27 protein-coding genes are annotated in these 26,050 nt (G+C 41.5%); 7 read left to right on the top strand and 20 right to left on the bottom strand.

The window, feature by feature from the left end:
• Positions 1–98 precede the first annotated feature (98 nt).
• Positions 99–647: a thioredoxin family protein gene (locus tag N8M93_RS00130; RefSeq protein ID WP_261128887.1), complete on the bottom strand. Its 549-nt coding sequence runs from the start codon at positions 645–647 to the stop codon at positions 99–101.
• A gap of 427 nt (positions 648–1,074) precedes the next feature.
• On the opposite strand from N8M93_RS00130, the gene N8M93_RS00125 reads away from it, so the two are divergent.
• Positions 1,075–1,401: a hypothetical protein gene (locus N8M93_RS00125; protein WP_261128884.1), complete on the top strand. Its 327-nt coding sequence runs from the start codon at positions 1,075–1,077 to the stop codon at positions 1,399–1,401.
• Positions 1,402–1,725: 324 nt separating this feature from the next.
• Here the strand turns inward: N8M93_RS00125 and N8M93_RS00120 are convergent, their stop codons facing one another.
• The 4 genes from N8M93_RS00120 to N8M93_RS00105 are packed head-to-tail and all read right to left on the bottom strand — an operon-like array spanning position 1,726 to position 5,165.
• Complete coding sequence (locus N8M93_RS00120) at positions 1,726–2,025, bottom strand: ferredoxin family protein (RefSeq protein ID WP_225064517.1); 300 nt, start codon at positions 2,023–2,025, stop codon at positions 1,726–1,728.
• On the bottom strand, positions 2,025–3,320 hold the full coding sequence (locus N8M93_RS00115; RefSeq protein WP_261128879.1) for an FAD-dependent oxidoreductase: 1,296 nt from the start codon (positions 3,318–3,320) through the stop codon (positions 2,025–2,027). Before N8M93_RS00115 ends, N8M93_RS00120 begins: the two co-directional genes overlap by 1 nt.
• Complete coding sequence (locus N8M93_RS00110) at positions 3,304–4,338, bottom strand: electron transfer flavoprotein subunit alpha/FixB family protein (protein ID WP_261128878.1); 1,035 nt, start codon at positions 4,336–4,338, stop codon at positions 3,304–3,306. The genes N8M93_RS00115 and N8M93_RS00110 overlap by 17 nt, the downstream gene beginning before the upstream one ends.
• Positions 4,338–5,165: an electron transfer flavoprotein subunit beta/FixA family protein gene (locus N8M93_RS00105; RefSeq protein ID WP_261128876.1), complete on the bottom strand. Its 828-nt coding sequence runs from the start codon at positions 5,163–5,165 to the stop codon at positions 4,338–4,340. The genes N8M93_RS00110 and N8M93_RS00105 overlap by 1 nt, the downstream gene beginning before the upstream one ends.
• Before the next feature lie 338 nt (positions 5,166–5,503).
• On the opposite strand from N8M93_RS00105, the gene N8M93_RS00100 reads away from it, so the two are divergent.
• From N8M93_RS00100 to N8M93_RS00090, 3 genes are all read left to right on the top strand, one after another.
• Positions 5,504–5,824, top strand: a complete 321-nt coding sequence (locus tag N8M93_RS00100; RefSeq protein WP_261128875.1) for a DUF4212 domain-containing protein — start codon at positions 5,504–5,506, stop codon at positions 5,822–5,824.
• Positions 5,821–7,506: a sodium:solute symporter family protein gene (locus N8M93_RS00095; RefSeq protein WP_261128873.1), complete on the top strand. Its 1,686-nt coding sequence runs from the start codon at positions 5,821–5,823 to the stop codon at positions 7,504–7,506. The genes N8M93_RS00100 and N8M93_RS00095 overlap by 4 nt, the downstream gene beginning before the upstream one ends.
• 355 nt (positions 7,507–7,861) lie before the next feature.
• Positions 7,862–8,287: a hypothetical protein gene (locus tag N8M93_RS00090; protein ID WP_261128871.1), complete on the top strand. Its 426-nt coding sequence runs from the start codon at positions 7,862–7,864 to the stop codon at positions 8,285–8,287.
• Positions 8,288–8,350: 63 nt separating this feature from the next.
• On the opposite strand, the gene N8M93_RS00085 is transcribed toward N8M93_RS00090, so the two are convergent.
• Positions 8,351–9,937, bottom strand: coding sequence for a multicopper oxidase family protein (locus N8M93_RS00085; protein WP_261128870.1), 1,587 nt, complete (start codon positions 9,935–9,937; stop codon positions 8,351–8,353).
• Between the two features lie 201 nt (positions 9,938–10,138).
• Between N8M93_RS00085 and N8M93_RS00080 the strand changes: the two genes are divergently transcribed.
• Positions 10,139–10,606: a YndM family protein gene (locus tag N8M93_RS00080; protein ID WP_261128869.1), complete on the top strand. Its 468-nt coding sequence runs from the start codon at positions 10,139–10,141 to the stop codon at positions 10,604–10,606.
• A gap of 88 nt (positions 10,607–10,694) precedes the next feature.
• Here N8M93_RS00080 and N8M93_RS00075 read toward each other — a convergent pair whose 3' ends face one another.
• The 5 genes from N8M93_RS00075 to N8M93_RS00060 all read right to left on the bottom strand — a co-directional run bounded on the left by N8M93_RS00075 (position 10,695) and on the right by N8M93_RS00060 (position 14,245).
• The gene (locus N8M93_RS00075; protein ID WP_261128868.1) at positions 10,695–12,155 is read right to left on the bottom strand and encodes an Msr family ABC-F type ribosomal protection protein; all 1,461 of its coding nucleotides are present in this window, start codon (positions 12,153–12,155) and stop codon (positions 10,695–10,697) included.
• Between the two features lie 253 nt (positions 12,156–12,408).
• Positions 12,409–12,453 carry an erythromycin resistance leader peptide gene (locus N8M93_RS22830; RefSeq protein WP_396125353.1) on the bottom strand — a complete coding sequence of 15 codons (45 nt, stop codon included), beginning with the start codon at positions 12,451–12,453 and terminating at the stop codon, positions 12,409–12,411.
• A gap of 91 nt (positions 12,454–12,544) precedes the next feature.
• The gene (locus tag N8M93_RS00070) at positions 12,545–13,318 is read right to left on the bottom strand and encodes an NRDE family protein (protein WP_261128867.1); all 774 of its coding nucleotides are present in this window, start codon (positions 13,316–13,318) and stop codon (positions 12,545–12,547) included.
• A 90-nt stretch (positions 13,319–13,408) separates the two neighbouring features.
• Entirely contained in the window at positions 13,409–13,855 is a 447-nt protein-coding gene (locus N8M93_RS00065) for an N-acetyltransferase (RefSeq protein WP_261128866.1), read from the bottom strand.
• Between the two features lie 204 nt (positions 13,856–14,059).
• Entirely contained in the window at positions 14,060–14,245 is a 186-nt protein-coding gene (locus N8M93_RS00060) for a hypothetical protein (RefSeq protein ID WP_261128865.1), read from the bottom strand.
• A gap of 164 nt (positions 14,246–14,409) precedes the next feature.
• Here N8M93_RS00060 and N8M93_RS00055 point away from each other — a divergent pair, with 164 nt between their 5' ends.
• Positions 14,410–14,820, top strand: coding sequence for a DUF1761 domain-containing protein (locus tag N8M93_RS00055; protein ID WP_261128864.1), 411 nt, complete (start codon positions 14,410–14,412; stop codon positions 14,818–14,820).
• A 148-nt stretch (positions 14,821–14,968) separates the two neighbouring features.
• On the opposite strand, the gene N8M93_RS00050 is transcribed toward N8M93_RS00055, so the two are convergent.
• The 8 genes from N8M93_RS00050 to trpD form a co-directional block, all read right to left on the bottom strand.
• Positions 14,969–15,565, bottom strand: coding sequence for a superoxide dismutase family protein (locus N8M93_RS00050; RefSeq protein WP_261128863.1), 597 nt, complete (start codon positions 15,563–15,565; stop codon positions 14,969–14,971).
• A gap of 99 nt (positions 15,566–15,664) precedes the next feature.
• The gene (locus tag N8M93_RS00045; RefSeq protein WP_261128862.1) at positions 15,665–15,994 is read right to left on the bottom strand and encodes an MGMT family protein; all 330 of its coding nucleotides are present in this window, start codon (positions 15,992–15,994) and stop codon (positions 15,665–15,667) included.
• Between the two features lie 692 nt (positions 15,995–16,686).
• A complete protein-coding gene (locus tag N8M93_RS00040; RefSeq protein ID WP_261128861.1) occupies positions 16,687–18,867 on the bottom strand; it encodes an anthranilate synthase component I in 2,181 nt (726 codons plus the stop codon).
• Positions 18,868–18,962: 95 nt separating this feature from the next.
• Positions 18,963–19,757: a tryptophan synthase subunit alpha gene (gene trpA, locus N8M93_RS00035; RefSeq protein WP_261128860.1), complete on the bottom strand. Its 795-nt coding sequence runs from the start codon at positions 19,755–19,757 to the stop codon at positions 18,963–18,965.
• Positions 19,754–20,950, bottom strand: coding sequence for a tryptophan synthase subunit beta (gene trpB / locus N8M93_RS00030; protein WP_261128859.1), 1,197 nt, complete (start codon positions 20,948–20,950; stop codon positions 19,754–19,756). Before trpB ends, trpA begins: the two co-directional genes overlap by 4 nt.
• Positions 20,951–21,574, bottom strand: coding sequence for a phosphoribosylanthranilate isomerase (locus N8M93_RS00025; RefSeq protein WP_261128857.1), 624 nt, complete (start codon positions 21,572–21,574; stop codon positions 20,951–20,953). It abuts the gene before it with no gap.
• Positions 21,575–21,577: 3 nt separating this feature from the next.
• Complete coding sequence (trpC, locus tag N8M93_RS00020) at positions 21,578–22,336, bottom strand: indole-3-glycerol phosphate synthase TrpC (RefSeq protein ID WP_261128855.1); 759 nt, start codon at positions 22,334–22,336, stop codon at positions 21,578–21,580.
• A complete protein-coding gene (gene trpD, locus N8M93_RS00015) occupies positions 22,329–23,351 on the bottom strand; it encodes an anthranilate phosphoribosyltransferase (protein ID WP_261128853.1) in 1,023 nt (340 codons plus the stop codon). Before trpD ends, trpC begins: the two co-directional genes overlap by 8 nt.
• A 637-nt stretch (positions 23,352–23,988) precedes the next feature.
• Between trpD and N8M93_RS00010 the strand changes: the two genes are divergently transcribed.
• Positions 23,989–24,273 carry a DUF3817 domain-containing protein gene (locus N8M93_RS00010; RefSeq protein ID WP_261129657.1) on the top strand — a complete coding sequence of 95 codons (285 nt, stop codon included), beginning with the start codon at positions 23,989–23,991 and terminating at the stop codon, positions 24,271–24,273.
• A gap of 744 nt (positions 24,274–25,017) precedes the next feature.
• Here the strand turns inward: N8M93_RS00010 and N8M93_RS00005 are convergent.
• Positions 25,018–25,686, bottom strand: coding sequence for a DNA alkylation repair protein (locus tag N8M93_RS00005; RefSeq protein WP_261128852.1), 669 nt, complete (start codon positions 25,684–25,686; stop codon positions 25,018–25,020).
• Positions 25,687–26,050: the final 364 nt, after the last annotated feature.

Here is a 26,050-nt window from a genome sequence, read left to right as displayed (position 1 = left end):
TTGACTTTGCCAAGTTTTGTTTATGGTATTGGCATGTGGAGTAGTTCGCTAGCTGAGATACGAGACGAAAAAAGAGCCCCCAATTGAGAGCTCCCCATCTATTTCTGATCTGTCCCTGGAATTACACAACCGTCCGGACCACAATTCGCTTCTTCTTCCCGTTCTTTTTTTAACTGAGCTTGCTGCCATTCAACATCAATCGGATCTTTGAACTTCTCAGGATAACGGATATACCAGCGTTGTTTACGTATAAGAAAGTTATCGGGATCCAATCGGATCGCTTCATCTAATTCTTTCAAAGCTTCTTCCTTTTTATACTGACTCACATATTCCATTCCTAGCTTGAATTTCGTTTTTGCGAGTTCGAGTTGCAAGTGTTGTTCATCGGTCTTCGGTTCGTAATAAGTGTCCTCCAATTCGACTGTTTCAACTTCCTTATTGATCAGTTTTTCAATTGCTTGGACGTGCTCCTCTTCACCGACCTTGAACCCCTGTTTAATAAGCCGTATTGTCCCCTCTTCATCTACATAGATCCCATTAGGCACAATCTTGAAATCGAATAGATTCGAAAGAGCATTTTCCGTATCGACTACTGTTTGAAAAGTCGTTCCTGAGATATAAGGCTTGACGACTTCCGGTCCTTGCAAATCGACAGCGACCGATAATATCTCGAAGTTTTCATCTTGATACTTTTCATAGAAGTTCTGCCATCCAGGCAGATGTTCCCTGCACCTTCACCAGGAAGCCCACATGAAAATGAGCGCTTTTTTACCCCGTAATCGATCAGTCGAAAATTCCTCTCCGGCCATGTCAGTCAGTTTAACCAAAGGCATCTTTTCTAAAAGCATGAAATCACTCCTTTTGAAATAATAAGCTGATAAATTAGTACGAGCTTTCTAGCGAAATTCAAGATACTCCTGAGGAAATAATAACCTGTGCGTAAATATTTTTTAAAAATTATAAAAAATTAAAATCTTTAAGGAAATTGAAACATATACTGATAGTAATATCAAATAATCATACTCGTACCTGTGAAATCAGACAGGTTATCGAAATGAAAAAGGAGTGCTGCCGATGAAAAACGCCCCTAATTATGGTGAGTTTTATCAAAGGTCACTTGTGGTGATTGGTAAAGCTGACTTGCTCTCTGTGCAGGAGAAATCACAGTGTGATATATACACCCACTGGCTCATCGCGCTTGAAGGTACTGAAATGGATAAAATGACAGGTGCGTACCAATGGAATGTTGTTGTCTTTCCTTCAAAAAAATGTGGAGGATTCGACTATAAGCAACCGTATTATGTATCAGACTGCTTCCAATCGATCCACGAGGCCATCGATTTCACCGTCCAGCTTGAAAAGATAGCTAAAGAAGATCAATTATGCATGATTGCCAATTAAATAAGAGAAAAATCATAATGATTTCCCTCTCTTTTTGAACATATATGTGAAACAATGTACAAAGAAAGAATTTACATAAAAAGCTGGTCCCCCTATCTCCACCTTCTGACTATCCCCTCATTTTTCCGAGTCGCTACATTTTCCAAATTACTCACTGTTTTTGAAATACCTAACAAATTTACAAACATAAGCTGAGAATTTACAAAATTGGAGCACTCTACTTTGTTTTGGGAATTGCATCAAGCGGCAATTTTTCTGATCAATAAACTTCCGTGCACAAAAAAATGTGAGAGCTACAATATCGCTCCCACACTTTTTATCACATCACCCCAACCTGAAAATGATTCCATGGCCGCCTTTGGGATAGACCCAGTCGATATTTTCATGCGGACATCCAATCCGGCAGCTTCCACACTCGTGACAACCTTCATAGCCGATATGCATCCGGATGTCTTCCCACTTATAAATCTCTGCCGGGCAGAAAATCGTGCATATTTTATCTGGACAGTCTGTCATACATATCTCTGGATTTTTCACATGGAGATGAGATTTCGTGTCAGCGTTGAAACGGACGAGGTACTGCTTTTCTTCGATGGACTGTCCCTTCTTCTTTTCTTCGCTCATTATTTCATCACCTTCCAAGCCCGATAAACATCTCGAGCGATTTTGATTTTTTCCCGAGGAGATCCGATGTCCTTGAAGATTTTCTTTTGCTTCTCCCATTTCGATTTTCCATCTACCGTGAACATCTGACTTGCAGCCTTATTCACCATCGGGATATATTGATCGAAATACTGCGGGAACTTATCGAAATGGTGAGTCGAATCTTTGTATTTCTTCATATCCTGGCCTACGAAACTATTCAACAACTTGACGCGGTACCGATCCAATAACGCTTCTGAAAAATCACCAGCTTGCATCGCTAAAAGGACGGTTTCTGCGGCGATCCTGCCGGATGTCATGGCGAGGTTGGAACCTTCCCGATGGATCGCATTGACGAGTTGGGCCGCATCACCAACAACAATGACGCCATCACCTACGACCTTGCCCATAGACTTATAACCACCTTCAGGAATGAGATGAGCCAAATATTCCTGCTGCTCACTTCCTTGGAGATAAGGTCGGATCATCGGATGGTTCTTCACATATTCAAGTAATTCATATGGTCTGATTTTATGCTTGATGAGCCCGGATAATAACGTACCGACGCCAATACTTAACGAATCTTTATTCGTGTAGAGGAAGCCTGTACCAAGGATCCCTTTTGTCGCATCACCGAAAAGCTCGATGGTACAACCCTGGTTCGGTTCGAGGTTGAAACGGTCTTCGATGATTTTTTTATCCAACTTCAAAATTTCCATTGTAGCCAGTGCCACTTCATCCGGACGGTACTCCTTATGGAAACCAAGCGATTTTGCCAATAAGGAATTGACACCATCAGCAAGCACGACGACATCAGCGTAAACATCCCCATCAGGACGATCGGTTCGGACACCGACAACTCTTCCCTCTTCAACGATACATTCCGTCACTACTGTTTCATTGATGAGCAAAGCTCCCTGTTCCACGGCTTTTGATGCAAACCATTGGTCGAATTTCGCGCGCAGTACAGTGAAGTTATTGTATGGTTCTTTCCCCCATTCCAATCCTTTATATCCAAATGTGACGGCAGATTCCTTATCCATCATCATGAATCGCTGTTCAACAATCGGGCGCTCTAATGGGGCTTCTTTATAAAATTCTGGAATGACGTCCTCCATCATTTGACGGTATAAAACACCCCCCATTACATTTTTGGAACCTGGATATTCACCACGCTCGATGAGGAGTACTTTTGCACCGCCTTTGGCAAGTTCATAGGCACAGGCGATTCCAGCAGGTCCAGCCCCGACAACAATACAATCAAACCTCTCCGACATGATTGACCTCCTCTTTTTCCAATGCATGGCTGAATTGTTCGATGAGTAGTGGTATGATTTCGAAGGCGTCCCCTACGATTCCATAATGGCATGCTTCGAAAATCGGAGCATCTGGATCTTTGTTGATCGCAATGATCATACTGGAGTTTTTCATACCGACGAGGTGCTGGATCGCTCCTGAAATGCCAATTGCAAAATAGATCTTTGGTGTAACTGTGACCCCTGTTTGCCCAACCTGATGATGGTGCTCGATCCATCCAGCTTCAACCACATCACGGCTTGCTCCTACAGCGCCACCGAGCGTTTCCGCCAGGCGATGGACCAGCTGGAAACCTTCTTCACTGCCGAGCCCCTTCCCACCTGCGACAATGATATCTGCTTCGTCGATCCGGACTTTTTTGGTAGTCGCTTTAACGATTTCCAATACCTTCGTACGGATATCCTCTTCTTTTATATCAATCTTTTCTTCTATCAATTTTCCAGTCCTGCCAGGTTCAGCGTCCAACGCTTTCATCACTTTGGGACGTACGGTAGCCATTTGCGGACGGTATTTCTTACATAGGATCGTCGCCATGATATTCCCGCCGAATGCAGGCCGGCTGGCCAGTAAAAGTCCTGTATCTTCCTCTACGTCCAATTCAGTCGTATCAGCGGTCAATCCCGTAGGTAAGTCAGTCGCTACTGCACTCGCCAGGTCCTTTCCGGTGGAGGTTGCTCCGAACAGGATGATTTCCGGTTTATACGTTTCACAACAATGCAGAAGGGCTTTCATGTAAGATTCAGTCCGATAATCTTTGAAAATGGTCTGGTCATATACATAGACGACATCTGCACCATATTCGAATACAGTTGCTGCCAGTGGTTTCACTTGATTACCGATGATCACGCCGGCGAGTTCTACACCTCTTTTATCCGCCAATCGTCTTCCTGCTCCTAATAATTCAATTGAAACAGGAGCAATCGTTCCTTCTTGCTCTTCGATAAAAACCCAAACGCCATGGTAATCTTCAAGATTCATCAAGATCCCCCCTTCGCTTCAAATAGTTCTTTCTTTTCTAAAATGACGGATAGGATTTGATCGACTTGTTCGTTTGCGCTTCCTTCAAGCATTTTCCCGCCTTCAGGTTTTGGTGGTGCCCAAACTTTCGCTACAATGGTTGGTGACCCTTTCAATCCAAGCTGTTTGATATCTACATCTTCCAGATCATCCACAGACCAGATATGGGGTTCATATCTTGCTGCCTTGATCATGTTAGGGAACGGAGAGTAAGGAACTTCATTGATTTCTTTTTCAACTGACAACAAACATGGAAGGCTGGATTCGATCACCTCATGTCCATCTTCTATTTTTCGATGAACAATGATATGTCCTGTGTCATGGTTGACTTCCTCCATCTTTTTCACTGAGGTCAGCGGAGGAATATCAAGACGGCGTGCGATTCCTGGCCCGACTTGTCCAGTATCACCATCAATTGTCATCTTCCCGCATAGAATCAGGTCCACTGGTTTGATTTTCTGAATCTTCTCCAGGGCTTTTGTCAAGGCGTAACTAGTTGCCAATGTATCCGCACCAGCAAACCTGCGATCTGAAATCATGTACCCCTCATCAGCACCGATTTCAATACACTTCTTGATTGCCTTTACTGCTGGCGGCGGTCCCATCGTCAATACTGAAACTGTACCGCCATATCTGTTCTTTATTCGTACTGCTTCCTCAACGGCATGTGCATCATATGGATTCAAAATCGCTGGCGCACTTGCCCGATCCATCGTGTTTGTCTTAGGGTTCATCTTGATGATTTTCGTATCAGGCACTTGCTTGATGCAAGCGACGATATGCAGCATTTGACACCTCTCCTTTATTACGAAAATCGCTGTCTCGTATTTTTGCTTAATTAGCCTATCTACTTTTACTATATTGCCTGTTTATAAGATACATGCTGATTTTTGGTGAGGAATCTCTTAATTGAAATGAAACTTGGAAAATATTAATTGTATTATCAATTCATATCGATTATTTTTAAATATTTTGAACTTTCAAATAACTGATGTATAATCTTGGGTATAGAGAGATAAAGTCGATTTGAGGGTGGTGTAATCTGAAAGGTGGTGATTAATGCGTGATCTTTTAGCTGCGGTAATAAGTCCGATTTGTCACGGAACCATTTATGGAGGTGCTGGAAATGAAAGAAACACAGCAGGATTTGTCGCACAAGCAAAAGGAATATTGGAAGAAAAATACCCGTTTGATCAGAATTTTGCTAGTGATCTGGGCACTCGTTTCTTTAGTTGCTGCAATTATTCTTGCAAAACCTCTTAGTGAGATTCAGTTCTTTGGTGTTCCTCTGGCATTCTGGTTTGCACAGCAAGGATCGATCATCACATTCTTGATATTGACCTTTTATTATGCAATTCGAATGGACAAACTGGATAAGGAGTATGATGTTCAGGAAGTGATCCTGACAGAAGACTCTTCGTCTAAGGACAAGGGGGTATCGACATGAGTGTAGAAGCTCTTACATTGACCCTTGTCATCCTTACATTTGCCATCTACTTATATATAGGTTGGCGTTCAAAAGTAAAAGATACCAGTAACTTTTTCGTAGCAGGAAAAGATATACCAGCAGCAGCCAATGGCGCTGCAATTGCAGCAGATTGGATGTCAGCCGCATCCTTCATCTCGATGGCTGGCCTGATTTCTTTCTTAGGTTACGATGGTACGATTTATCTGATGGGTTGGACAGGTGGATATGTTCTACTTGCACTTCTTCTTGCCCCCTATCTACGGAAGTTCGGTAGGTATACCGTGCCGGATTTTATCGGGGACCGCTATTATTCCAACGGTGCCAGAGCAGTAGCAGCTGTCGCGACACTCTTCATCTCCTTAACATACGTAGCGGGTCAGATGCGTGGTGTCGGGATCGTTTTCAGTAGATATTTACAAGTGGATATTGTTGTCGGCGTCCTCATCGGCATGGCAATTGTCGCATTTTTCGCTGTGCTTGGAGGGATGAAAGGGATCACTTGGACGCAGGTGGTGCAGTATTCGATTCTGATCGTCGCTTTTTTGATTCCAGCCATTGCGATTTCGTTCAAACTGACTGGTAATCCTGTGCCGCAGTTAGCCCTTACGTTCAGTGACATCGCAAAAGAGTTGAGCGTATTACAGGTTGAACTCGGCTTGAAAGAATATGTTGCACCATTTACGGACATGTCTGGACTGAATGTATTCGCAGTCACCCTTGCTCTTATGATTGGGACAGCCGGTCTTCCCCACGTGATCATCCGTTTCTATACTGTGAAAAATGTCCGTGCAGCTCGATGGTCAGCTGGGTGGGCGTTGTTATTCATCGCCCTTCTTTATACAACTGCTCCGGCAATCGGAGTATTTGCGAAATATAACTTGATCAACAGTTTCAATGATCAATCAATTGAACAGGTCCGTGAAGAAGCCTGGGTAACGAAATGGGAGGAAACGGGTTTATTGACATTGGAAGATAAGAATGGTGATGGGGTTTTAGCCTTTTCTTCCGACACAGCATCGAATGAAGTGACGATTGATCCGGATATCATTGTACTCTCCACACCGGAGGTTGCTGAGCTCGCGCCTATTGTCATAGCCCTTGTTGCAGCAGGAGGACTTGCCGCTGCGCTATCAACTGCTTCGGGGCTTTTGCTTGCAATGTCTAGTGCCGTTTCACATGACATCTATTATCGAATCTACAAAACGAATGCGAGTGAACAGCAACGGCTCAAAGTCGGTAGGATCATGATTTTCCTTGCTGTCATCGTTGCCGGCTATTTCGGTGTCAATCCACCAGGGTTTGTCGGTGAAGTTGTTGCATTTGCATTCGGTCTGGCAGCAGCTAGCCTATTCCCCGCGATCTTGCTGGGAATCTTCGATCAGAGGATGAATCGTGAAGGCGCCATCTGGGGGATGTCAGTCGGATTAGCATTTACAGTCATCATGATTCTACTAATGCGCTCGCCGCAAGTATTCGGCACAGAGACCCCAGTAATCGAGAGCTTCCTCGGTATAACAGCACAAGGGATCGGTGTCGTCGGAGCACTCTTGAACTTCATCATCTCCTTCATTGTATCGAGACGCACAGCTGCACCACCAGAAGAAATCCAACAGATGGTGGAAGATATCCGCGTTCCGAAAGTGATGGACAAGACTGGATGACTTGATCCTTTGGGGCACCGCATTAGGGGGAATTCTCAGGATTCCTGTTGACAGTTCCAGAAAGACCGCTAACGGACACCAGAGTTTTTTTTGTAGGCTGTTTTCGTTGCTCTTGCACTTAAAGAAAGTATAAAATACGTTCTTCAGTATAAGGGCAACTAAGGCTCAACCTACAAAAGGCTTGGTTCGCCAAGTTTTCTTTAAAAGTTGTTGATGTAACGCTCATGGTGTCCGTTTCTATTCACGAACACACATCCAAAACAAAAAAGCAGATCAAAACAAAATTGATGTTTTGGTCTGCGCCATACATAAAACAATCGGTTTATCAGAGTCCCTTTTCAAAGGAGGAATTTTCATGACAGTATTCTTTGGAATAGTAACTCTAGGGTTATATATGTTTCAACCATATTTGGATTTGAAAGTCATTCGAAAAGCCCTAGGGATTGCATTATTCTTGGAATTATTTTATCTGATCGGTCACTTTCTTGCAGAATGGCCGTTTCCTACCCCAACAGTGATTTTTCAGATCATCATTGTATCAGCTCTCGGGGTGGCTTTAGGAGTGATTTTCTCCAGGATCTGGCCACTCCCCCGTAATAAAGGGTTTGAAAGGATCATGCGCACATTGTTGATCGTCATCCCTTCATTAGGAATCGGAGTCGGATTACAATTGTTGCTTCAGGGGAACCATCCAACACAAGCCATCTACCTTATGTTTGCATTATCAGCATGGTTGGGTTCGGGTCACTTCATGAAAGAGGTCTCCGAAAACGTTGCATGACACTAATAAGAAGACTTGTCATCTAATAATGATCACGATATTGGAAAGCTATTTTAATCTCGCCTATGTTCTTTTATAACCTATGAATTTTTTTAATAATCGTGGAAAAACTGGTCTTTCTATCACCTCATAAGGGCGCATCATTTCTTGATCTTCATGCTCCAGCATGTGACAGTGCCAGACGTAACGGCCTGCATATGGCTGGAACTTCCCAATGATCCTGGTCACCTCACCTGGATGGGCATTCACGACATCTTTCCATCCCTTTTCCGTTTTTAATGGTCCTTCCTTCTCACCCGTAAATTTAAGTTCACCAGTTTCGTTGTAAAAATCAACATCGAAAGACTGTCTGCTCAAGATTTGAAATTGGATGAGATGCAGATGGATCGGATGTGAATCCTCACTGATATTGATGAAATTCCAAATCTCTATTGTACCTAATCCTGGTTTCTCAGTAATAGGATCATCCCACCGCTTGTCATCCAACAACATAAGCGGACGTCCGTATTCATCTTTTAGATGTACTAACGTTAGAAAACGCTCTTTCATCGCCTTCTTTTCAACAAGCCATTTGATCTTTCTAAGGTACTTCGGGATGACGCTGGTATCTATACCTGTTATGGGAATCGTGATTTTAAACTGCATGATCTGCCCAGTAGTAGAAGGATCTAGAGCATCTCCCTCCGGAAAGGGTGCTTTGGCTGTGTTTTTCAACGTGATTGTCTGGTTTTTGTACAAAGAAAAATCCACGATGACATCGATCCGTTCACCAGGAGACAATAAAAACTCTTTGATTTCAACCGGATACTCCATGAGTCCACCATCAGTCCCGATTTGGTAGAACGAGGCCCCGTTACTTAACGATAACCGAAAAAATCGTGCATTTGATCCGTTAACCATACGTAGTCTGTATTTACGAGGTTCCACTTCAAGATATGGCCATACCTTTCCGTTTACGAGAATCGTATCTCCAAAAAACTCGGGAACAACAGAGGGAAAAACTGGTGGATTCTGGTCTCCAGGTTTAGCAGGATAGAACAATGTCCCATCTGGATTGAATGCCCGGTCTTGGATCAACAACGGGATTTCATACTTTCCTTCAGGCAGGTTAAGATTGCGTTCGTTTTTATCACGAATAATATACATGCCTGCTAATCCTGCATAAATATTAAGTCTAGTGATACCAATTGCATGGTCATGGTACCAAAGCATCGTTGCGTCCATATCATTCGGATATTCGTAGATTTCAGTCGTAAAAAATGGCCCTACTTGGTTGAAATTTGTTGTAAACCATGCGTCAGGATAACCGTCATTTTCCGGGCGAACTTTTGCCCCATGAAGATGGACGACAGTACGTACTTCCGGAGTTGGAGGATGGGCACCATGTACAGTTTTGTCCAGTGGCAAAAGCATCTCGCCAGGTAAATCGCACATCCATTTCACCTGCACGTTTTGTTTCTTTTCTACTTCAATCAATGGCCCAGGATAAATCCCCTGATAACCCCAAATGATTGTATCTGGCAAATCTTTATGCAGGTTTTGATAGGCTTGCTTCATTGTAACTTCGTAGTATTGGATCCCATCTTTTTTATATATCGGTCTTAGCACTTTTGGAGTCGGAAGCGGATTGGTGAACAATGAGAGTTTCATTTGTAATCTCTCCTTTTGGAATAGGATCGGGGATTGCTCGCAGGCCGAAGTCAGCAATGAAAACTGACAGAGCCTTTGGATAAAGCCTAATCCCTATTTGAATATGCATGAATCCCGGAAAAATGAACTGCAGAATAAATAATACGAAAGACTTTGGTGAAAATAGGGATAGGCAAATTCATAATAAAGGAGATTATTACATTGAATGTACGACACATTGTAGCTATACTTTCAAAGTTCCTGATAACCATATGTATTGCTTATGTCACACTGACCGTATTTTTCGGTGTGCCGATTGGAAATATATTTTGGATGTCAGTGTTGATTACGGTAGTCGGATATGTCATTGGGGATTTATATGTATTGAAGAAACTGGGTAATTTCATTGCCACGATTGCGGATCTCGGTTTAGTTTTTATTGTGTTTTGGCTTTTTGCCGATCCCTATATCGATACTGCCGCCAACCAATTTTGGGGTGCTGCCCTGGCTGCCCTGTTTATTGCGATTTCAGAATTTGTGTATCACATTTTCATCGAAGTCACAAACCCTTTACGACCGTCAAAAGCGGATGTTGATGTTCAAAAATATGCCACAGAGGTTGGCGAGGAATTTGCACCTTCAGATGATGATCTGTTAAATGAAAAAGATGGCAATAAGAAAAATGATTAAAACTTAAACCCCCATTAACAAATTAAGACAGGTAAAAACATAAAGCAACTGACTGTGACTAGATCAGTTGCTTTGTGTCCTTATACAATCATTTCATTACCAATTTATTATCTTCGATTTCATAAACGCAGTCTGCCACCCGGTCTATGAACGTTCGATCATGGGAGACGAGCAATACTGTTCCTTCATAACCTTTCAAAAAACACTCTAACGCTTCGATACAATGAACATCCAAGAAATTCGTTGGTTCATCAAGTATCAGGATATTGTATCTCCCCAAAAATAGGCGGCACAACTCAAGGCGGATCGCTTCTCCTCCGCTCAATTCTTTCACACACTTTTTCAAGTCAGAGCCTTTGAAATTCATAGTATGGAGTACGGCTCGGATCCTGCTTTCAACATAATCACTTCTCACTTTAATGAAATTTAGGACAGTTTCATCCTTCTTAAACTGATAGCTCATCTGTTGATAGTGGCCGATGACCGCTTTTGGCGATATATCTAGACCTTCTCTATTTTCAAAAATATGTTTCAGTAAGGTCGTTTTTCCTGAACCGTTAGGGCCTTTGATCGCTATTGTTTTGCCTAATGGAAATTGAAAGCTCGCTTCATGAAGGAGCATCTTTCCCCCGTTCATCAGTGTTAACCCATTGGCCATGATGGGGAACTTATTATGCAATTTCAACGTGGACGGCTGGTTGAAACGAAGCTTCTGTTCTTCTTTCGGTGCCTCAACTGCATCGAGTTGTGATACACGTTGTTCGATCGCTTTTGCAGCCCGTTGAACTCCTTTCTGACTGGTATCTTTTGATTTTGTCATGAACATCTTATTTGCTTTAGCTTTCGCTTCTTTTTTTGATAAATGACTATTCGCCTGTGTAATTGCTTCTGCCTTTCTCATCTTTTCATCTGCAGCTCTTAATAGCCGCACCTTCTCCCTTTCATACCTTTCATGCTTCTCTTGTTGTTGTTTCCGCTGACGTTCTTTTTGTTCCACATAATCGGAATAATTCCCGGAGTATTCCGTAACAGCTGCTCCTTCAATTTCCCAGATTTTAGTGACTAGTTGATCCAATACATATCGATCATGGCTTACAAGTACCAGTGCTCCGTAATAATAGTTGAGTTGTTCGATTAGAAATTGAGTGCCCGCTTCATCGAGGTGTGTTGTCGGTTCGTCGATCAACAGACCTTCTTTATAGGTAGAGAAGATTTGAGCGAGCTTAAGCCTTGTAAGCTCTCCACCGCTGAAGTTATCAATAGGTATCTTCGGGATTGACAGCTTACCGCTCGTTTCATAATCGACTTCAGCATCAATTGGGCTGGCAACTTGATCAAAGTAGGAGAACTCTATGAACCTTTTCACTTGCCCTTTATCAGGGACGAGTCGCCCATCCATCAGTTTCAACAATGTACTTTTACCAGCCCCATTCATTCCAACAATCCCTATTCTGTCAAACTGATGTACAGCCAGCTTTGGAACTTTTAAGATAACGCGATCTAAAAATGATATTTCGATTTTTTCTAATTGTATACATATTTTTTCCATTGGACACGCCTCCGTTTAATTTAATTGAAAAAAACACAAGCATCTGCCTGTGTTTTTGGAGTAAACGGAAAAAGCCTTTCCTTATTCGATTAAGAAATAATCTGGAAAAAGAACTATTACAAAGGACATAAATAAAGAAAGGTAGAACAATCCACCTTTCTCTTCAACGTAGGTTATTAGTGAAGAATTCTATAAAAAGACAGACTAATCCCGTTTACTCTGTTTACACAAACAGAGCCTTGAACGTATGAAATTACCGGTTCAAAGTTAGGAATCGAAGTCTCATAGAATGCGTCATTTTTAATGAATCCTCCCGAAATACTGATGTATAATTACCATTTTATGTGTTGTCATTGAATAAGTCAAAAGTTTTTTCAATGAACGATCGGTTACTTTTTACCTTCATTAATATTATAAGTCACGTTCACTGTTTCAATTTTCCCTTCAATTAAACTCCGTTCAGTAAAATCGACGACATCATTATTATCAAATGTAATAATAGTTGAAGAACGTGTTCCGTAATGTTCTGTTTCAATGAAAATTGGTGACAGTTTTTGCTCCCATTCACTTCCTACACCGGTGTCAGGTAGCTCACTTCGATCTGCGGGATCACTGTTTTTCAAAAGTTGGAACAGGCACTCTTTGGAGAATGAATCTGATTTCTCGATACACCTTACCAGATCATTTTTTCCTTTTTCCACTTTTGGCCATGGTGTATCTATGAAATGATTACTCAGTCCATAAATCCCTGAGGACAATGATTTTATCTCATCTTGTATGTTGGAATAGTACCATAAGGAATCTGTGTTTCCGATGATGAGATTAAAGCCCTGATAGCTGTTACGCTGTTCTTGTAATGTATGTAAAAATTCTTCTGGTGCAGAGGCGGATGATAAATAATCACGGATAATTTGCCCTCTGGAGATTTTATTCCCCTTTTGTTCATAAGGGTCCCTAAAATTCGTCAAAGCGGCAAAACGTCCCTTTGTGGTAACCCCCATCCACGTACCCATCTGGTGTAGGTCCCTACCTGCCAAAATGTTCGGTTCATCCTTCCAAAAATGTGCCTTGGCAGTAGGTCTTTCATAAAATTCGTCCCGATTTGCTGCAACAATGATATTATATTCTGGGTGTTTTTTATAAGCGATAAATAAAATACACATCGTATATCCTCATTTCTTGAAGCATCTACCAATATTGTACCTGATTCGATATTTACACTATGAGTGCACATAACATCAACCTGAGGGAGATTATGTGGCCAAAAAATAATAATAGTGATCTTCGTCTTTATTGTATCCGTATTTCTCATAAAGTTGTTGCGCCCCTGTGTTGTTGTGAGCGGTTTCCAAAAGAATCCCGGCTGAAGCAGTCTGTCGGGATAATTCTTCGGCCTTTGATAATAGCTTTTCACCGATCCCTTTTCTCCTGAAAGCCGGGTCTACGTATAAATCATTCAATAACCATTGCCTTTTCAAACCAACAGATGTAAAGATCGGATATAATTGGACAAAGCCCATGATGGTGTCAACTTCATCATCCTTCATTGCTAAATAGATTATTGACTCCTCGTTTTTTATCCGTTCTCGTAGGAATGTTCTGCTCTCTTCAATATCAGTGGTTTTACCATAAAAGACACGATACTTATCGAATAGTTCAGCAAGCTTATCCAGCTCATTCAGTGTAGCTTGTTTGATCAAGACTGCGTCTCCCCTTTCAAATGGTAGTAAAAAATGACTGTTGTCTATTCGTCTGCAAATTGAATACAGATAGAAGTTGAATGAACCATCAACGGAAAGCGATTTTGTTTCCCGTTTTTTAAAACAACCTTAACGCATACCTTAAAGGCATGAAAAGAGACAACCACTTTAATTATGGTTGCCTTTCATGTTTGAACGCAAGCTTTATGCCTTTTTTACCAACAACTTGACAGCTTTGAATATGAGGACTGCTGCAAAAACGATAACTGTTATGATGCCGATAATGTCCAATGCCGAGTCAAAGCTTTCTAAGAATGTACCACCCAATGACATTTTCAATAGGAGGAAACCAGCGACTAAAGCTGCAAAATATGTGAGATTCCCATCCATATCAGCCACTCCTCCTTCCTTTTCATATTTTTAGAAATGAAAAAGGTGAGTGGTCAATTTTATGCAGAAAATTCTAAAAATATTCATAGGATAGCCAAAATTCATGCTATAATACTAGTAAGTTATTGGTACCAATATACTATTTAGGCAGGGGGTATGATCATTTGGACATAGCGCAAATCAGTATTCTTGGAATTGCACTTGCTGCAGTAGCGAACTCCATGATCGGTGCACTTTGGTATTCCCCTCTTTTATTTGCGGACAAATGGATGGAAACGGCAAAGAAAACGAAAGAAGACTTCTCTTCTTCTACCGCAAATTTAGGTTACCTGATTACCTTTATAGGTGGTATTATATCTGCATACGTCCTGTCTATGCTTATACAACTTTTTGACCCCATTTCATTATGGAGTGGGGCTACACTTGGATTTTTAGCGGGTATTGGATTTTCTGTCGTACGAGAAATCTCTCCTACGATATTCGAAGGACGTAATACTATGCTGTTCTTCATAAGCGCTGGATATCATGTTGTTTCCCTTACAATAATGGGTACAATTGTAGCAGCTTTTACATAATAGAAAGAGCCTGACCCATAAGTGTCGGGATCTCTCCGAACTTACCAACATTTTGGGAAAAAGGATGCTTTTGATACAAAATGCTGTGTTGGAGGTGTCTGACACTTTTCTTTTGGGTCAGCCCCTTTTGCCAAATGGAAGCGGTAATCTATGAACCGTGACTGATTACACCACATGCTGCCCGATCTCCAGCATCTCCTGAAGGTTGTGATTTATGATCATCTGCTTCTTCATGAATGATCAATGTGGTACCATCAGATCCAATCAATGAGTTTTCTTCACCACTTTTAAGTGTAACCATATCAGTGGTCATTTCCGTTTCTACCGTTCCATCTTCTCCCACTTGAAGGTTTGGAAGATCACCGGCATGTGGACCATCTTTTTCTTCACCATGACTGACATCAGTAGGGTTGAAATGATCTCCGGCTGATTTGAAATCCGGCTCTTTACAAACTCCTTTTTCATGAATGTGGAAACCATGTTTACCAGGTGATAGATTGGACGCTTTAATCTTGATTACAACGCCTGAAAACTGTTGTTCCAAATCAGCTGTCCCAACTTTCTCCCCTTCTCCGTTCTTCAGTTCGACTGAAATAGGTACGACTTCATCCCTGGTATTCCCTTCATTTTCTTTTCCGCTTAATGAAGTGTCTTCTGAATCACTACCCTCATCATTATCAGCACCGCATGCGTTGAGAATTACAAGTACGATAATTACGAGAAAAAAAGATAACCAACGTTTCATAGCAGTCCCCCCTTACATTTTGTGTTATAACACCGTTCACAAAATTATAAGAGTTTAAACTTCATTCACAAAAAATAGGCTATCTACCTAATTAACGCATTAAATGATATCAACGTCATTCCAGTCAGGATCATAACGGTATTCGGAGAGGTCCACTTTATTCTGGTTAAAAAGCTTGATTCCCTCTTGGTTCAGGAGATTCAATTGGCGACTTCTTTGTTGTCCATCTTTTATTGCAATTTCCCCTTTTGCATTGATGACTCTGTGCCATGGCAGCTTATATGCCTGGCTCATCGTATGAAGGATGCGCACAACTTGTCTAGCCCCCCGAGGGTTCCCTGCTAGTCTTGCAATCTGTCCATATGTCATAACTTTACCCGAAGGTATATCTTGAATGATCGAGATCACTTTTTGAGTAAATGGCTGCACTTCTGAAACCTTCCCCTCATTTTAATAGGATGGTAATAATAGATTGTTGAAATTCTGATCCTTTAAGTAAGTCCATCTTATCAAATAGTAAGGAAACAATTTTCTATTCCTAGACTTTTTCAATTGTAGGAATATGAAATCCTGCTATCAAAAGAAAGGTTGCTAATAACTACTGGACATAAGGAGAATCTTGTTAAAACGTGTCAAACACCTCCAACACAACATCTTGAATCAAAACCACGATTTTTCATAAAATGTTGTTAAATTCGGAGAGAGTCAGAACACTTTTTGGACAGCCTCACTTAGGTAAAGAGAAGAAAGCAGGTTGTTGAAGCTATTTTGACCTGCCAAAAACGTTTATCTCTACAACTCGGACCAAAACGCTGCAATTTTACAATTATCTCTACAACTCTGAATTTATCTCTAAAACTCTGGAATTATCTCTAAAACTCCGAATTTATCTCTAAATTGATGAACTAGTAGCCAACGGCAATCGGTCGTTCCACAGGTTTTCCTTGCAGGGGCTTGACAAAGTCCATATCGAGTGCAATTGTCCACAATCTATTGAAAGTGGCGGGAATCCGTTCCGCCGCCTCCAATGATTCTGATTCAACGAAAAAGCAACGAAGGAAAACGAACACCCTTTTCCTCGTTGCTTTTTCATTTTAGGAACTTATTGGACAGCTTCTACGTCATACTGAAAGTTCTTCGAGTGATTTATCCAGTTGCTTCATCACGTTATAGATGATGTGAAGGCCGATATCTCCATCAGAACTCACAATTGATTCTGGATGGAACTGTACGGCGGTTATCGGGAGAGATTTATGTTCGACCGCCATAGGGATATCATCCTGGGATAATCCAGTCAATACAAGGCTTTCAGGAATATGTTCTGCATAGATCGAGTGGTACCGGCTCGCCTGGAACTGATCCGGCAATCCCTCAAACATCTTGCTAGAATTCAATTGAGTAATGGTTGAGGTTTTCCCATGTTGCGGATAATCCAGTAAATCCAAGCTACCCCCGAAATATTCGACGATTCCTTGAAAACCTAGACATACACCGAAGATGGGGATCTTTTTTTCGATACATAAGCGGACTGTTGCCCATACGTCAAACTGTGCAGGAGTACCGGGTCCTGGAGAAAGGACAACCAGGTCAAAATTGTTTGAATCACGCATCATCTCCCTCGCTTTATCAGCTCGATAGGTGACGACATGTGCACCAGTCTGTTTGAAGTAGTTCGCTAAAGTATGGACGAACGAATCATCATGATCGACAATCAACACGTTCTTCGACTCTCCGGGCAACTGGTTGTTCCGATCATCCTCAGCCTTGACGGGTTCACGGATCGCTTTTAAAAGTCCAGCTGCTTTTGTAAGTGTTTCCTGTTCTTCATCTTCAGGAATCGAATCATAAAGTAATGTTGCACCTACCCGAATTTCAGCAGTCTGATTTTTTATCCTGATCGTTCTCAAAGTCAATCCAGTATTCAAATCTCCATTGAAACTGTACCAACCTACAGCACCTCCATACCAGTATCTTGGAGAATCCTCGTGGTCTTCGATCCATTGGATTGCTGCTTTTTTCGGAGCGCCGGTTACTGTTACTGCCCACATATGCGTCAAAAATGCATCCAATGCATCAAATTCGGGCCTTAAATACCCCTCAACGTGATCAACGGTATGGATCAAGTGTGAGTACATTTCGATCTGTCTTCTGCCGATGACATTCACCGATCCAGGAGAGCAGATCCTTGACTTGTCATTCCGGTCCACATCGGTACACATCGTCAGTTCTTCTTCATCTTTTTTCGAGTTCAATAGTTTCCGGATCTGGTCAGCGTCTTCTAATGCGTTTTTCCCTCTTTTGATCGTGCCAGAAATCGGACACGTTTCAATCCGATTTCCTTCGACACGTACATACATTTCGGGTGAAGACCCTACCAGATGCTCATCGCCTAGATTGATGATGAACCCGTATGGACTCGGATTGATTTGCTGCAGTCGTTCGAACACGTCTGACGGTGGAGTTTCACATTTTTCATATAAGGTTTGTGAAGGCACGACTTCAAACATATCACCCTGTTTAAACCGTTTTCGTGCTTCATCTACTAAGTGGGCATATTTACCTGGTTGATATTCATCATATTCCGTCATGTTGATTGATTGGTCAGGGTTACGTGCACCGTTCCGTTTCAATCCTTCCGTTTTGAGTGACTCGAATCGAAAATCGTAGGAGAGCTGATAGGCATGATCAGATTGATGATCCACCACTACGATTTCATCTGGTAAGAAGAGTTTGATATCTTCTTCATCGGGATTTCTCTGTTGTTTAAGATCAATTGACTCGAATTGAAAAACAAGATCATAACCAAAAGCTCCGTATAGTCCTAAAAAAGAATCTTCATCTGAATAAAATAAATCTTTAAGTGTTCGGACGACGTTGAAAATAGATGGTTGTCTGCTGCGTTCCTCTTCAGGATAAACTGCATCAGATTTCACAATCGAAGCTTTGATCTGTGAATCAGATTTTTCAAACGAACCGATTTCATTCATGATACTCAATCGCTCCGAGATCATTTGAAGTAATATTTTACCTCTATAATTCAAAGCAATGATCGTAAAGTCCAATCCTTTCGCTTTTATTTCTAGAGGCGGATTGATGAAACCGACATCCCATCTAGAATAACGGCCAGGATATTCATATCTGCTTGAATAAAGCGCTCCCTGATAGTGGTCAATATCTTTTAAAATTTTGGATACAGCCTGGGCTGGATCAAGTGATGTTTGCGTACGTGCAATTTGAATGCCGCCTGCTGTATCATAATTTATAATATCTTCTGGGTGTTTGGATTTAGAAAGTCGTTGCAAAACACTACCTCCTTTTGAAAGGAGACATGGAAAAGAATCATGCTGTTTGTCTATTCCTGTCTCTGCTCAGCTCATCTCGATTTTTGTATCCTTTACTATACTCTGGTCTTTTCTTTCGTTAATGAAGAAATATACGATTTGAATGCTTTTTTCCAATTGTCTGGGTCTTCAGTATGGAGCTCATGGACTTTCCGGATGATCGAGCTCCCTATGATGACGCCATCACAGACCTTACCGACTTCAATGAATTGTGTACGTGTTGAGATACCGAAACCTAATGCAACCGGGATATCTGTAAATGATTTTGCTTCCCTTAACAATCGCTTCGTTTCTGGATGGAAATCCTTCCGTTCTCCAGTGACACCGAGAGAAGACACACAATATAAAAAGCCCTGGGATTCTTGAGCGATATGGAATAACCGCTCTGGCGAAGTTGTTGGTGCGACTAATGAAATGTAACTGATGTGTTCCTCCCGGCAACGCTGTCTAAGTGATTCACTTTCCTCAAAAGGTAGATCTGGTATCAGTAATCCATCAACGTCATTTTCTTTTGCAAGGTTGAAAAAACTCTCTTCCCCTAATTGCAGGAATGGGTTGATGTACGTAAATATCAGAACTGGGATCTCAAGCCCTTGCTCTCGCATCTCCTTTACCAGCTGCATTGCTTTTTCAATCGTCATTCCCTTTGCCCGTTTGGCAGCTTCTTGGATGACAGGTCCATCTGCAAGAGGATCCGAATAAGGAATGCCAAGCTCCAATACATCTGCCCCTTCATCTTGTAATAGAAGTGCCAACTCGATTGTTTCTTCAGGTGATGGATCTCCAGCCATGATGAATGGGATGAACAGTGGTTTCGCTTTTGTCTTTAATTGTTCAAAACGTGCATTCATTGTTGGTCCCCCTTCATCACTTTCATGATCGTTCCGACATCCTTATCTCCTCGTCCTGAAAGACAGACAACGATGGATTGGTTCTGATCCATTTCTGCTGCTTCTTTATACGCCTGAGCAAGTGCATGGGCACTCTCTATAGCAGGCAGAATTCCTTCTTCTTCTGATAAAATTTTCAACGCCTCTACGGCTTCATCATCTGTAATCGTTTTATAGGTGACTCGTTTTGAATCTGCTAGGAAGGCGTGTTCAGGACCGACTCCTGGATAATCAAGTCCTGCTGAAATCGAATATGGTTCGATGATCTGGCCATTCAGATCCTGGTTCAAGAATGTCATCGATCCATGGAGCACTCCGATCGATCCTGTTGTTATCGATGCTGCGTGTTCCCCGGTTTCAATTCCATGTCCGCCAGCTTCTACACCGATGAGCTCAACCTCATCTTCAATAAATGGATGGAACATGCCCATTGCATTACTTCCTCCACCGACACAAGCGACAATCCTGTCAGGTAACTTTCCTAATAAAGTGCTGTGTTGTTGTTTCGTTTCAACCCCGATGATCCGTTGCAGATTACGGACGATATAAGGATATGGGTGAGGCCCCACAACAGAGCCGATGCAGTAGAATGTATCCTGTACAGCTCCTGCCCAGTACCGGATGGCTTCATTAGTAGCATCCTTCAATGTCTTACTTCCGCTTTGGACGGAGATCACCTCAGCCCCCAGTAATTTCATGCGGAACACATTCAATGATTGGCGTTCGACATCTTCTTCACCCATGAATACCTTGCAACTCAAACCGTATCTTGCACAAGCTGTAGCCACTGCTACGCCATGCTGACCAGCACCTGTTTCGGCAACAACCTTACTTTTTCCCATACGCTTTGCGAGCAGCACTTGTCCGATGGCGTTGTTGATTTTATGAGCACCTGTATGGTTCAAGTCTTCACGCTTCAAATAAATACGAGCTCCGCCAAATCGTTTCGTACTGTTTTCTGCATATGTCAGCGGAGTGGGTCTCCCTGAATAATGATTCAATTCATGATCGAGCTCTTCCTGGAAATCTTCATCTTCCATAGCATTGTTGAAAGCTTCTTCTAACTCCTCAAGTGCAAACATTAAGGTTTCAGGTACATAACGACCGCCAAACTGGCCGAACCGTCCCTTTGTATCTGGGTAAAGTGCTTGCATTTATACATTCATCCTCTCTATAAGATCATTGATAAGTTGAGGGCTTTTCCGATTGTTTTCCTCGACCCCGCTTGATAGATCGATTCCCATCGGATTAAACGATAAACACTCCTCGATATTGGTTGGGGTGATCCCTCCTGCGATGAAGCAATCTTGATTCATCTCCAAGGCTTTTTTGGTATAAGCAGGGATAGCGTTCCAATCAAACTTGAGGCCTGTTCCACCCCATTTTCCTTTCACTTTCGTATCGATGACAAAACCATCGACATTGTTGTACTCATTTAATTGTTGGAGTGTCCCTTCACCATGGGGCAACGCTTTCCATATTTCAATGTTGACACTTTGCCGTACTTTATTGATAAATGAGTTCGATTCTTTACCATGAAGCTGAATGACATCGAGTTTGACGTGTGAAAGTGTCTCTTCGATTTCGTTAAGATCAGGATTGACGAAGACCCCGACATGCTTCAATTGATGATGAGGTTTGATCCACGTACTAACGTCAATTGGTGAAACGCGACGCTTGCTGTCTGCAAAAATGAAGCCGACATAATCAGCACCATATTCTCGGACGGTTTCATAATCTTCTTGAGAACGAATACCGCAAATTTTCAAATAAGGCATTGCTCAACTCTCCTGGAATAGGCTTTCAATACAAGTTGAAATCGACTGGGATCTCATCAGAGTCTCCCCGACTAAAATTCCAGACGCTCCAGCTTGATGAACCAGATCCACATCTTTATTTGTTTTGATGCCACTCTCACTGATATAAGTGACCTCTTCTGGAATGACGGAAGCAATTTCCCTTGTATGAGAAACTGAAGTTTTGAAGGTGTTCAAATCCCGGTTATTGATGCCGAGAAGTTCAGGGGTTAACTGACTGAAAACCTCTTCAACTTCAGCTTTGGAGTGAACCTCCAGCAATACTTCAAGTCCCAGTTCTTTTGCATATTGATACAACTCTTTCATTTGCACCGGATCAAGGATAGCTTTAATCAACAGGATTGCGTCCGCACCCATCGATTTGCTTTCTTCAACCTGAACGGGATCAATGATGAAATCCTTTCGTAATACCGGTAGATCAACCGCTTTTTTTATTTGCGTCAAATAATCAGGATGACCCTGAAAATAGGTTTTATCAGTCAAAACAGAAATGGCGTCTGCTCCTGCCGCTTCATAGGTTTTTGCAATATCGACTGGATGGAAATCCTCGCGGATGATCCCTTTAGAAGGGGATGCCCTCTTCACCTCTGCGATCAGTCCAAGCTTTTGATTGCTGTTGGATATCGCTTTTTCCAGCGAACGCTGCGTGTATGTTACCTTCTCAAAAGTCTTAGGATAATTTGATAGTTCTTGCTTTTTTGTTTGCACGATCTGTTCAAGCATAGGACCTCACCTGCACATGTGTCATGTTAAGGTAATGTCCTTCAACCTGTCCTGATTCGATCGCTTCTTTAACGAGTGGTACAGCTGTTAAAAAATCGGATGCTCGATCTGCAGCGACAAGACCTGCTGCTGCATTCAGAATGACAATGTTTTTTGCTGCAGGATTCGAGCTGTTGTTGAAGACCTTTCGTATGAGGTCTGCACTCATTTCGGGTGAATCCACTTGGATATCTTTTAACTTACCTGTTTGGAGACCAAGGTCTTCAGGATTGATTTTATAAGTTTTGATTTCATCTGGGGTGACTTCGAGCACCGTTGTGGATGACATCACCGAACATTCATCCAGACCGTCGTCACCCGAGACGATCATTGCTTTCTTAATGCCTAATCGTTGTACCACTTCTGCCATTTTACGAGCCAATTGTGCATCATAGACACCAATCAATTGTCGCTGGCACCCAGCTGGATTGCACAATGGCCCTAATATATTGAAAACGGTGCGGAATCCGATTTCTTTTCTCGGAGCTATTGCATGCTTCATCGCTGGATGATACAGAGGTGCAAATAGAAAGCTCATCGAATATTCTTCCAATGCTTTGATCGCTTCCTCCACACCGGATTGGGTAGGGACATTGAGACATTCGAGCACATCTGCGCTACCGCTTTTAGAAGAAAAAGACCTGTTTCCATGCTTGGCAACTTTCACTCCTAGTGACGCCATGACAATCGCTGATGCAGTTGAAATATTGAATGTTCCGGAACCGTCCCCTCCTGTTCCGCAGGTATCTACGGTATCGTTCATGTCTACCGGGAATGTAATAGCATGCTCACGCATCGACTTTGCGAAACCCGTCAATTCATCGACTGTTTCTCCGCGCATTTTTAAAATGGTCAATAAACTTGCGATTTGACTTGACGTAACGTGTCCGGTCATGATCTGATCCATGATGGATTTGGCTTCATTTTCTGAAAAGGTCTTACCATCCATCGCTTTTTTTAATTGGGTTTTAATCATTTGTAGTCTCCTTTCGATCCGTGTTTTTTGCATACGTGTGGACCAAAAGAAGTTCAAGGTGGAATGAATTTCATTCTTATTTGAAGGTTAATGAATGACATCTCTATCACGCTCCTCATAATGGAGTACTGATAGAGCTGAGGTATAGGTTATGAAGGTTATTGATTAGGTTCTGTTATTCTTAATTGTTTTTTACCGGAGTGACACGAATATAACAATTAAGTTAAAGAAAACTTAGCAAAGCCAAGCTTTAGCGCTGGCTGAGCTTTAGTTGCCCTTATATTGAAGAAAGATATTTATACTTTCTTCAAATGTAACAAAAACCTACTGATAATAAAAAATCCCATGGACATAAGGGTGTCCAAGGAATCGTCATTTGTAAAACGTACCTTAGCTCGCCTCAACTCTCTCAAACTCTACTCTTATCTCATCTCAACTAATCTAATTAACTATTTAAAAAACTTATACCTATACTATTAAGAAATACTGTGTTTGTCAAGGGAAGAAAGTTATTGTTTTTATGTGGAATATACTTGGGATCTGAATTGTCATAAATCGTATAAAAACTTTGGAAAATAGTTGAGTTGTCCCTGTTATAATGGCTTTGAGAAATGAAATATTGGAGTTGATCCGTGTGATGAATATGTTGAAAGCATTCCGTGTAGTTGGATATTCTGAAGGAGTTTCTTTTCTGCTGTTGCTTGGTATCGCAATGCCTTTAAAATACATGTTGGACTATCCGATGGCGGTAACTGTTGTCGGCGCGATCCACGGTGGATTGTTCGTCCTCTATTGTATGATGGTTGTTTACTTGAAGTTCAATCAAAATTGGTCCATTACAAAAGCTGCGCTTGGAATCCTGGCATCTGTACTACCGTTCGGTCCTTTCGTGTTTGATGCAAAGGCAGTGAGAAGTCAATAAGTAAAGGCTGTTTTTGCAAACTTTGTTGCTCTTGCACTTAAAGAAAGTATAAAATACTTTCTTCAGTATAAGGGCAACTAAGGCTCGACCTACAAAAGGCTTGGTCTCGCCAAGTTTTCTTTAAAAGTCGTTGATTTCCGCTCGAGGATGCCCGCTTTCCGCGGGGCGTGCGGTGAGCCCATAGGACAAGGAATACTTCGGCAGCGTTACATCACACGAAGTAAATGCGATTTTTCATTTTCGAGGAGTCTCGCACCTTGCTCTCCAATCAACTTGCGCAATGTGGGTTTTTAAGCAACAATCTTTTAGAAAAGAGTCAAAGTAAAAAACCGTATTCCGTTTAATATCGGGAGGACAGATTAACGGGTTCAATTGCATATGTAAATGCATAAATAATCGCACTAGGTTTCGTATAGTATTTGATAATAATGAAGTCGCATTTTCAATCCTTAACGATCGGTGTGCGGCTATTATTTTATTCCGGGCTTATTAAACTAAAGCCCCTTTTACAGAATAACGGACGCATTTTAATACGCCCGGTTGTTCTTCTTAAAGATAAGCGCCCTACAAACTAAAAAGTGATAGTGGGTTAATCCTTTACATCTTCCTTTCATATTTCACTAACTTGCTGCCATAACTCGTTGTTTTATTTGTTTTTCGGTCCAAGCCTATTACAATTTTCATATTGAGGCTTTGAATTCCCTTATTTTAACATCAAACCGTTATGAAATTTTTCAGTGGTAACTAATTATTAATTCGTTTGTTAACTTCAATCGTAATGAACTCCGGCAAATAATTGGGGGTACATCCTTTTGATACTATTTCATCTTTGTAAAGACCCGTTTTCTCACCAAGTTTAATACAACGTGCTCGATTCTTTTCATCATAAACGCCTATCCAGCCAGCGGTGAAATTCATAGCCCATTGAACTTCCGGTTCCTCCTGCGAAATATTAGCTTCTAATGCAGATAGCAAGTATGCGGTGTTATCAGGCGGTGTTTGTCCAGTCCATCTCAATCGCCCTTGATAATACCAGAAAGCTCGCCTTTGAAGAGCAGAAGGACTATTTTCCCATGACTCCATCAATGCAATTTTCTTCTTGTCTTTGGTGAGCTGATTAGCCATTAACCAATCCATTAAGTTATTTCGCTCATCAAAAGTGTGAGTCTGCATATCCTTATCAAGCTTATTTAGCACATCTTGTGAAAGAAGTTTTTTGTCCATAATTAAGATTGCTAATAGTCTGGGCATAAACTCTTCGGTTGACCAAAGTTCCATAGCTAGTTCGTGATCTTTTTTAATGTCCTTCGCGATTTTTCGTAAGTCGCCTAGCTTGGTTTTACTATTGATCTGAGGTAGAATATTTTCTGCTTTTGATGAGCGTTTTATTTCTGTGCTTTTATTTTTATTCATTTGACACAACTCCTTATTAAAGCACTGTTTCATAATATGTCATGGGCAGAATATATCAATAACTAAATTTCGTTATAAGTCTTATTGGGTACAATTGTACCATAACAATGTAAAAGGAGTGATTCATTTCGCCGTTATTTATGGTACGGTTCCCCATTACTAGTGCTAAACTACATCTTCAACAATCTGGCCCTTAACATTAAGAAAGAATACAATTCTTTACTACAGAATTGCCCCCTTTTATTGAAGATGGACTTAACTATTTTTTTGAATACTCTTAACTAAATTAAAGCCGAATACAGCAGTAATAACTACTCCAAACTCGTAATGGTCTTTTATGAATAAAGTTGTTAGTGGCTTTACC

Source organism: Bacillus sp. Marseille-Q3570 (assembly GCF_946151055.1).
Classification (GTDB): Bacteria; Bacillota; Bacilli; order Bacillales; family Fictibacillaceae; genus Pseudalkalibacillus.
Note: the sequence above shows the minus strand (reverse complement) of the source record. Positions and strands in the feature narration are given on the sequence as shown.

What these genes read in the sequence shown, in the direction of transcription:
- N8M93_RS00125 (WP_261128884.1), top strand. Translation starts at nt 1,075, where the DNA reads ATGAAAAACGCCCCTAATTATGGTGAGTTTTATCAAAGGTCACTTGTG.
- N8M93_RS00120 (WP_225064517.1), bottom strand. Translation starts at nt 2,025, where the DNA reads ATGAGCGAAGAAAAGAAGAAGGGACAGTCCATCGAAGAAAAGCAGTAC.
- N8M93_RS00115 (WP_261128879.1), bottom strand. Translation starts at nt 3,320, where the DNA reads ATGTCGGAGAGGTTTGATTGTATTGTTGTCGGGGCTGGACCTGCTGGA.
- N8M93_RS00110 (WP_261128878.1), bottom strand. Translation starts at nt 4,338, where the DNA reads ATGAATCTTGAAGATTACCATGGCGTTTGGGTTTTTATCGAAGAGCAA.
- N8M93_RS00105 (WP_261128876.1), bottom strand. Translation starts at nt 5,165, where the DNA reads ATGCTGCATATCGTCGCTTGCATCAAGCAAGTGCCTGATACGAAAATC.
- N8M93_RS00100 (WP_261128875.1), top strand. Translation starts at nt 5,504, where the DNA reads ATGAAAGAAACACAGCAGGATTTGTCGCACAAGCAAAAGGAATATTGG.
- N8M93_RS00095 (WP_261128873.1), top strand. Translation starts at nt 5,821, where the DNA reads ATGAGTGTAGAAGCTCTTACATTGACCCTTGTCATCCTTACATTTGCC.
- N8M93_RS00090 (WP_261128871.1), top strand. Translation starts at nt 7,862, where the DNA reads ATGACAGTATTCTTTGGAATAGTAACTCTAGGGTTATATATGTTTCAA.
- N8M93_RS00085 (WP_261128870.1), bottom strand. Translation starts at nt 9,937, where the DNA reads ATGAAACTCTCATTGTTCACCAATCCGCTTCCGACTCCAAAAGTGCTA.
- N8M93_RS00075 (WP_261128868.1), bottom strand. Translation starts at nt 12,155, where the DNA reads ATGGAAAAAATATGTATACAATTAGAAAAAATCGAAATATCATTTTTA.
- N8M93_RS00070 (WP_261128867.1), bottom strand. Translation starts at nt 13,318, where the DNA reads ATGTGTATTTTATTTATCGCTTATAAAAAACACCCAGAATATAATATC.
- N8M93_RS00060 (WP_261128865.1), bottom strand. Translation starts at nt 14,245, where the DNA reads ATGGATGGGAATCTCACATATTTTGCAGCTTTAGTCGCTGGTTTCCTC.
- N8M93_RS00050 (WP_261128863.1), bottom strand. Translation starts at nt 15,565, where the DNA reads ATGAAACGTTGGTTATCTTTTTTTCTCGTAATTATCGTACTTGTAATT.
- trpA (WP_261128860.1), bottom strand. Translation starts at nt 19,757, where the DNA reads ATGAATGCACGTTTTGAACAATTAAAGACAAAAGCGAAACCACTGTTC.
- trpB (WP_261128859.1), bottom strand. Translation starts at nt 20,950, where the DNA reads ATGCAAGCACTTTACCCAGATACAAAGGGACGGTTCGGCCAGTTTGGC.
- N8M93_RS00025 (WP_261128857.1), bottom strand. Translation starts at nt 21,574, where the DNA reads ATGCCTTATTTGAAAATTTGCGGTATTCGTTCTCAAGAAGATTATGAA.
- trpC (WP_261128855.1), bottom strand. Translation starts at nt 22,336, where the DNA reads ATGCTTGAACAGATCGTGCAAACAAAAAAGCAAGAACTATCAAATTAT.
- trpD (WP_261128853.1), bottom strand. Translation starts at nt 23,351, where the DNA reads ATGATTAAAACCCAATTAAAAAAAGCGATGGATGGTAAGACCTTTTCA.
- N8M93_RS00010 (WP_261129657.1), top strand. Translation starts at nt 23,989, where the DNA reads ATGAATATGTTGAAAGCATTCCGTGTAGTTGGATATTCTGAAGGAGTT.
- N8M93_RS00005 (WP_261128852.1), bottom strand. Translation starts at nt 25,686, where the DNA reads ATGAATAAAAATAAAAGCACAGAAATAAAACGCTCATCAAAAGCAGAA.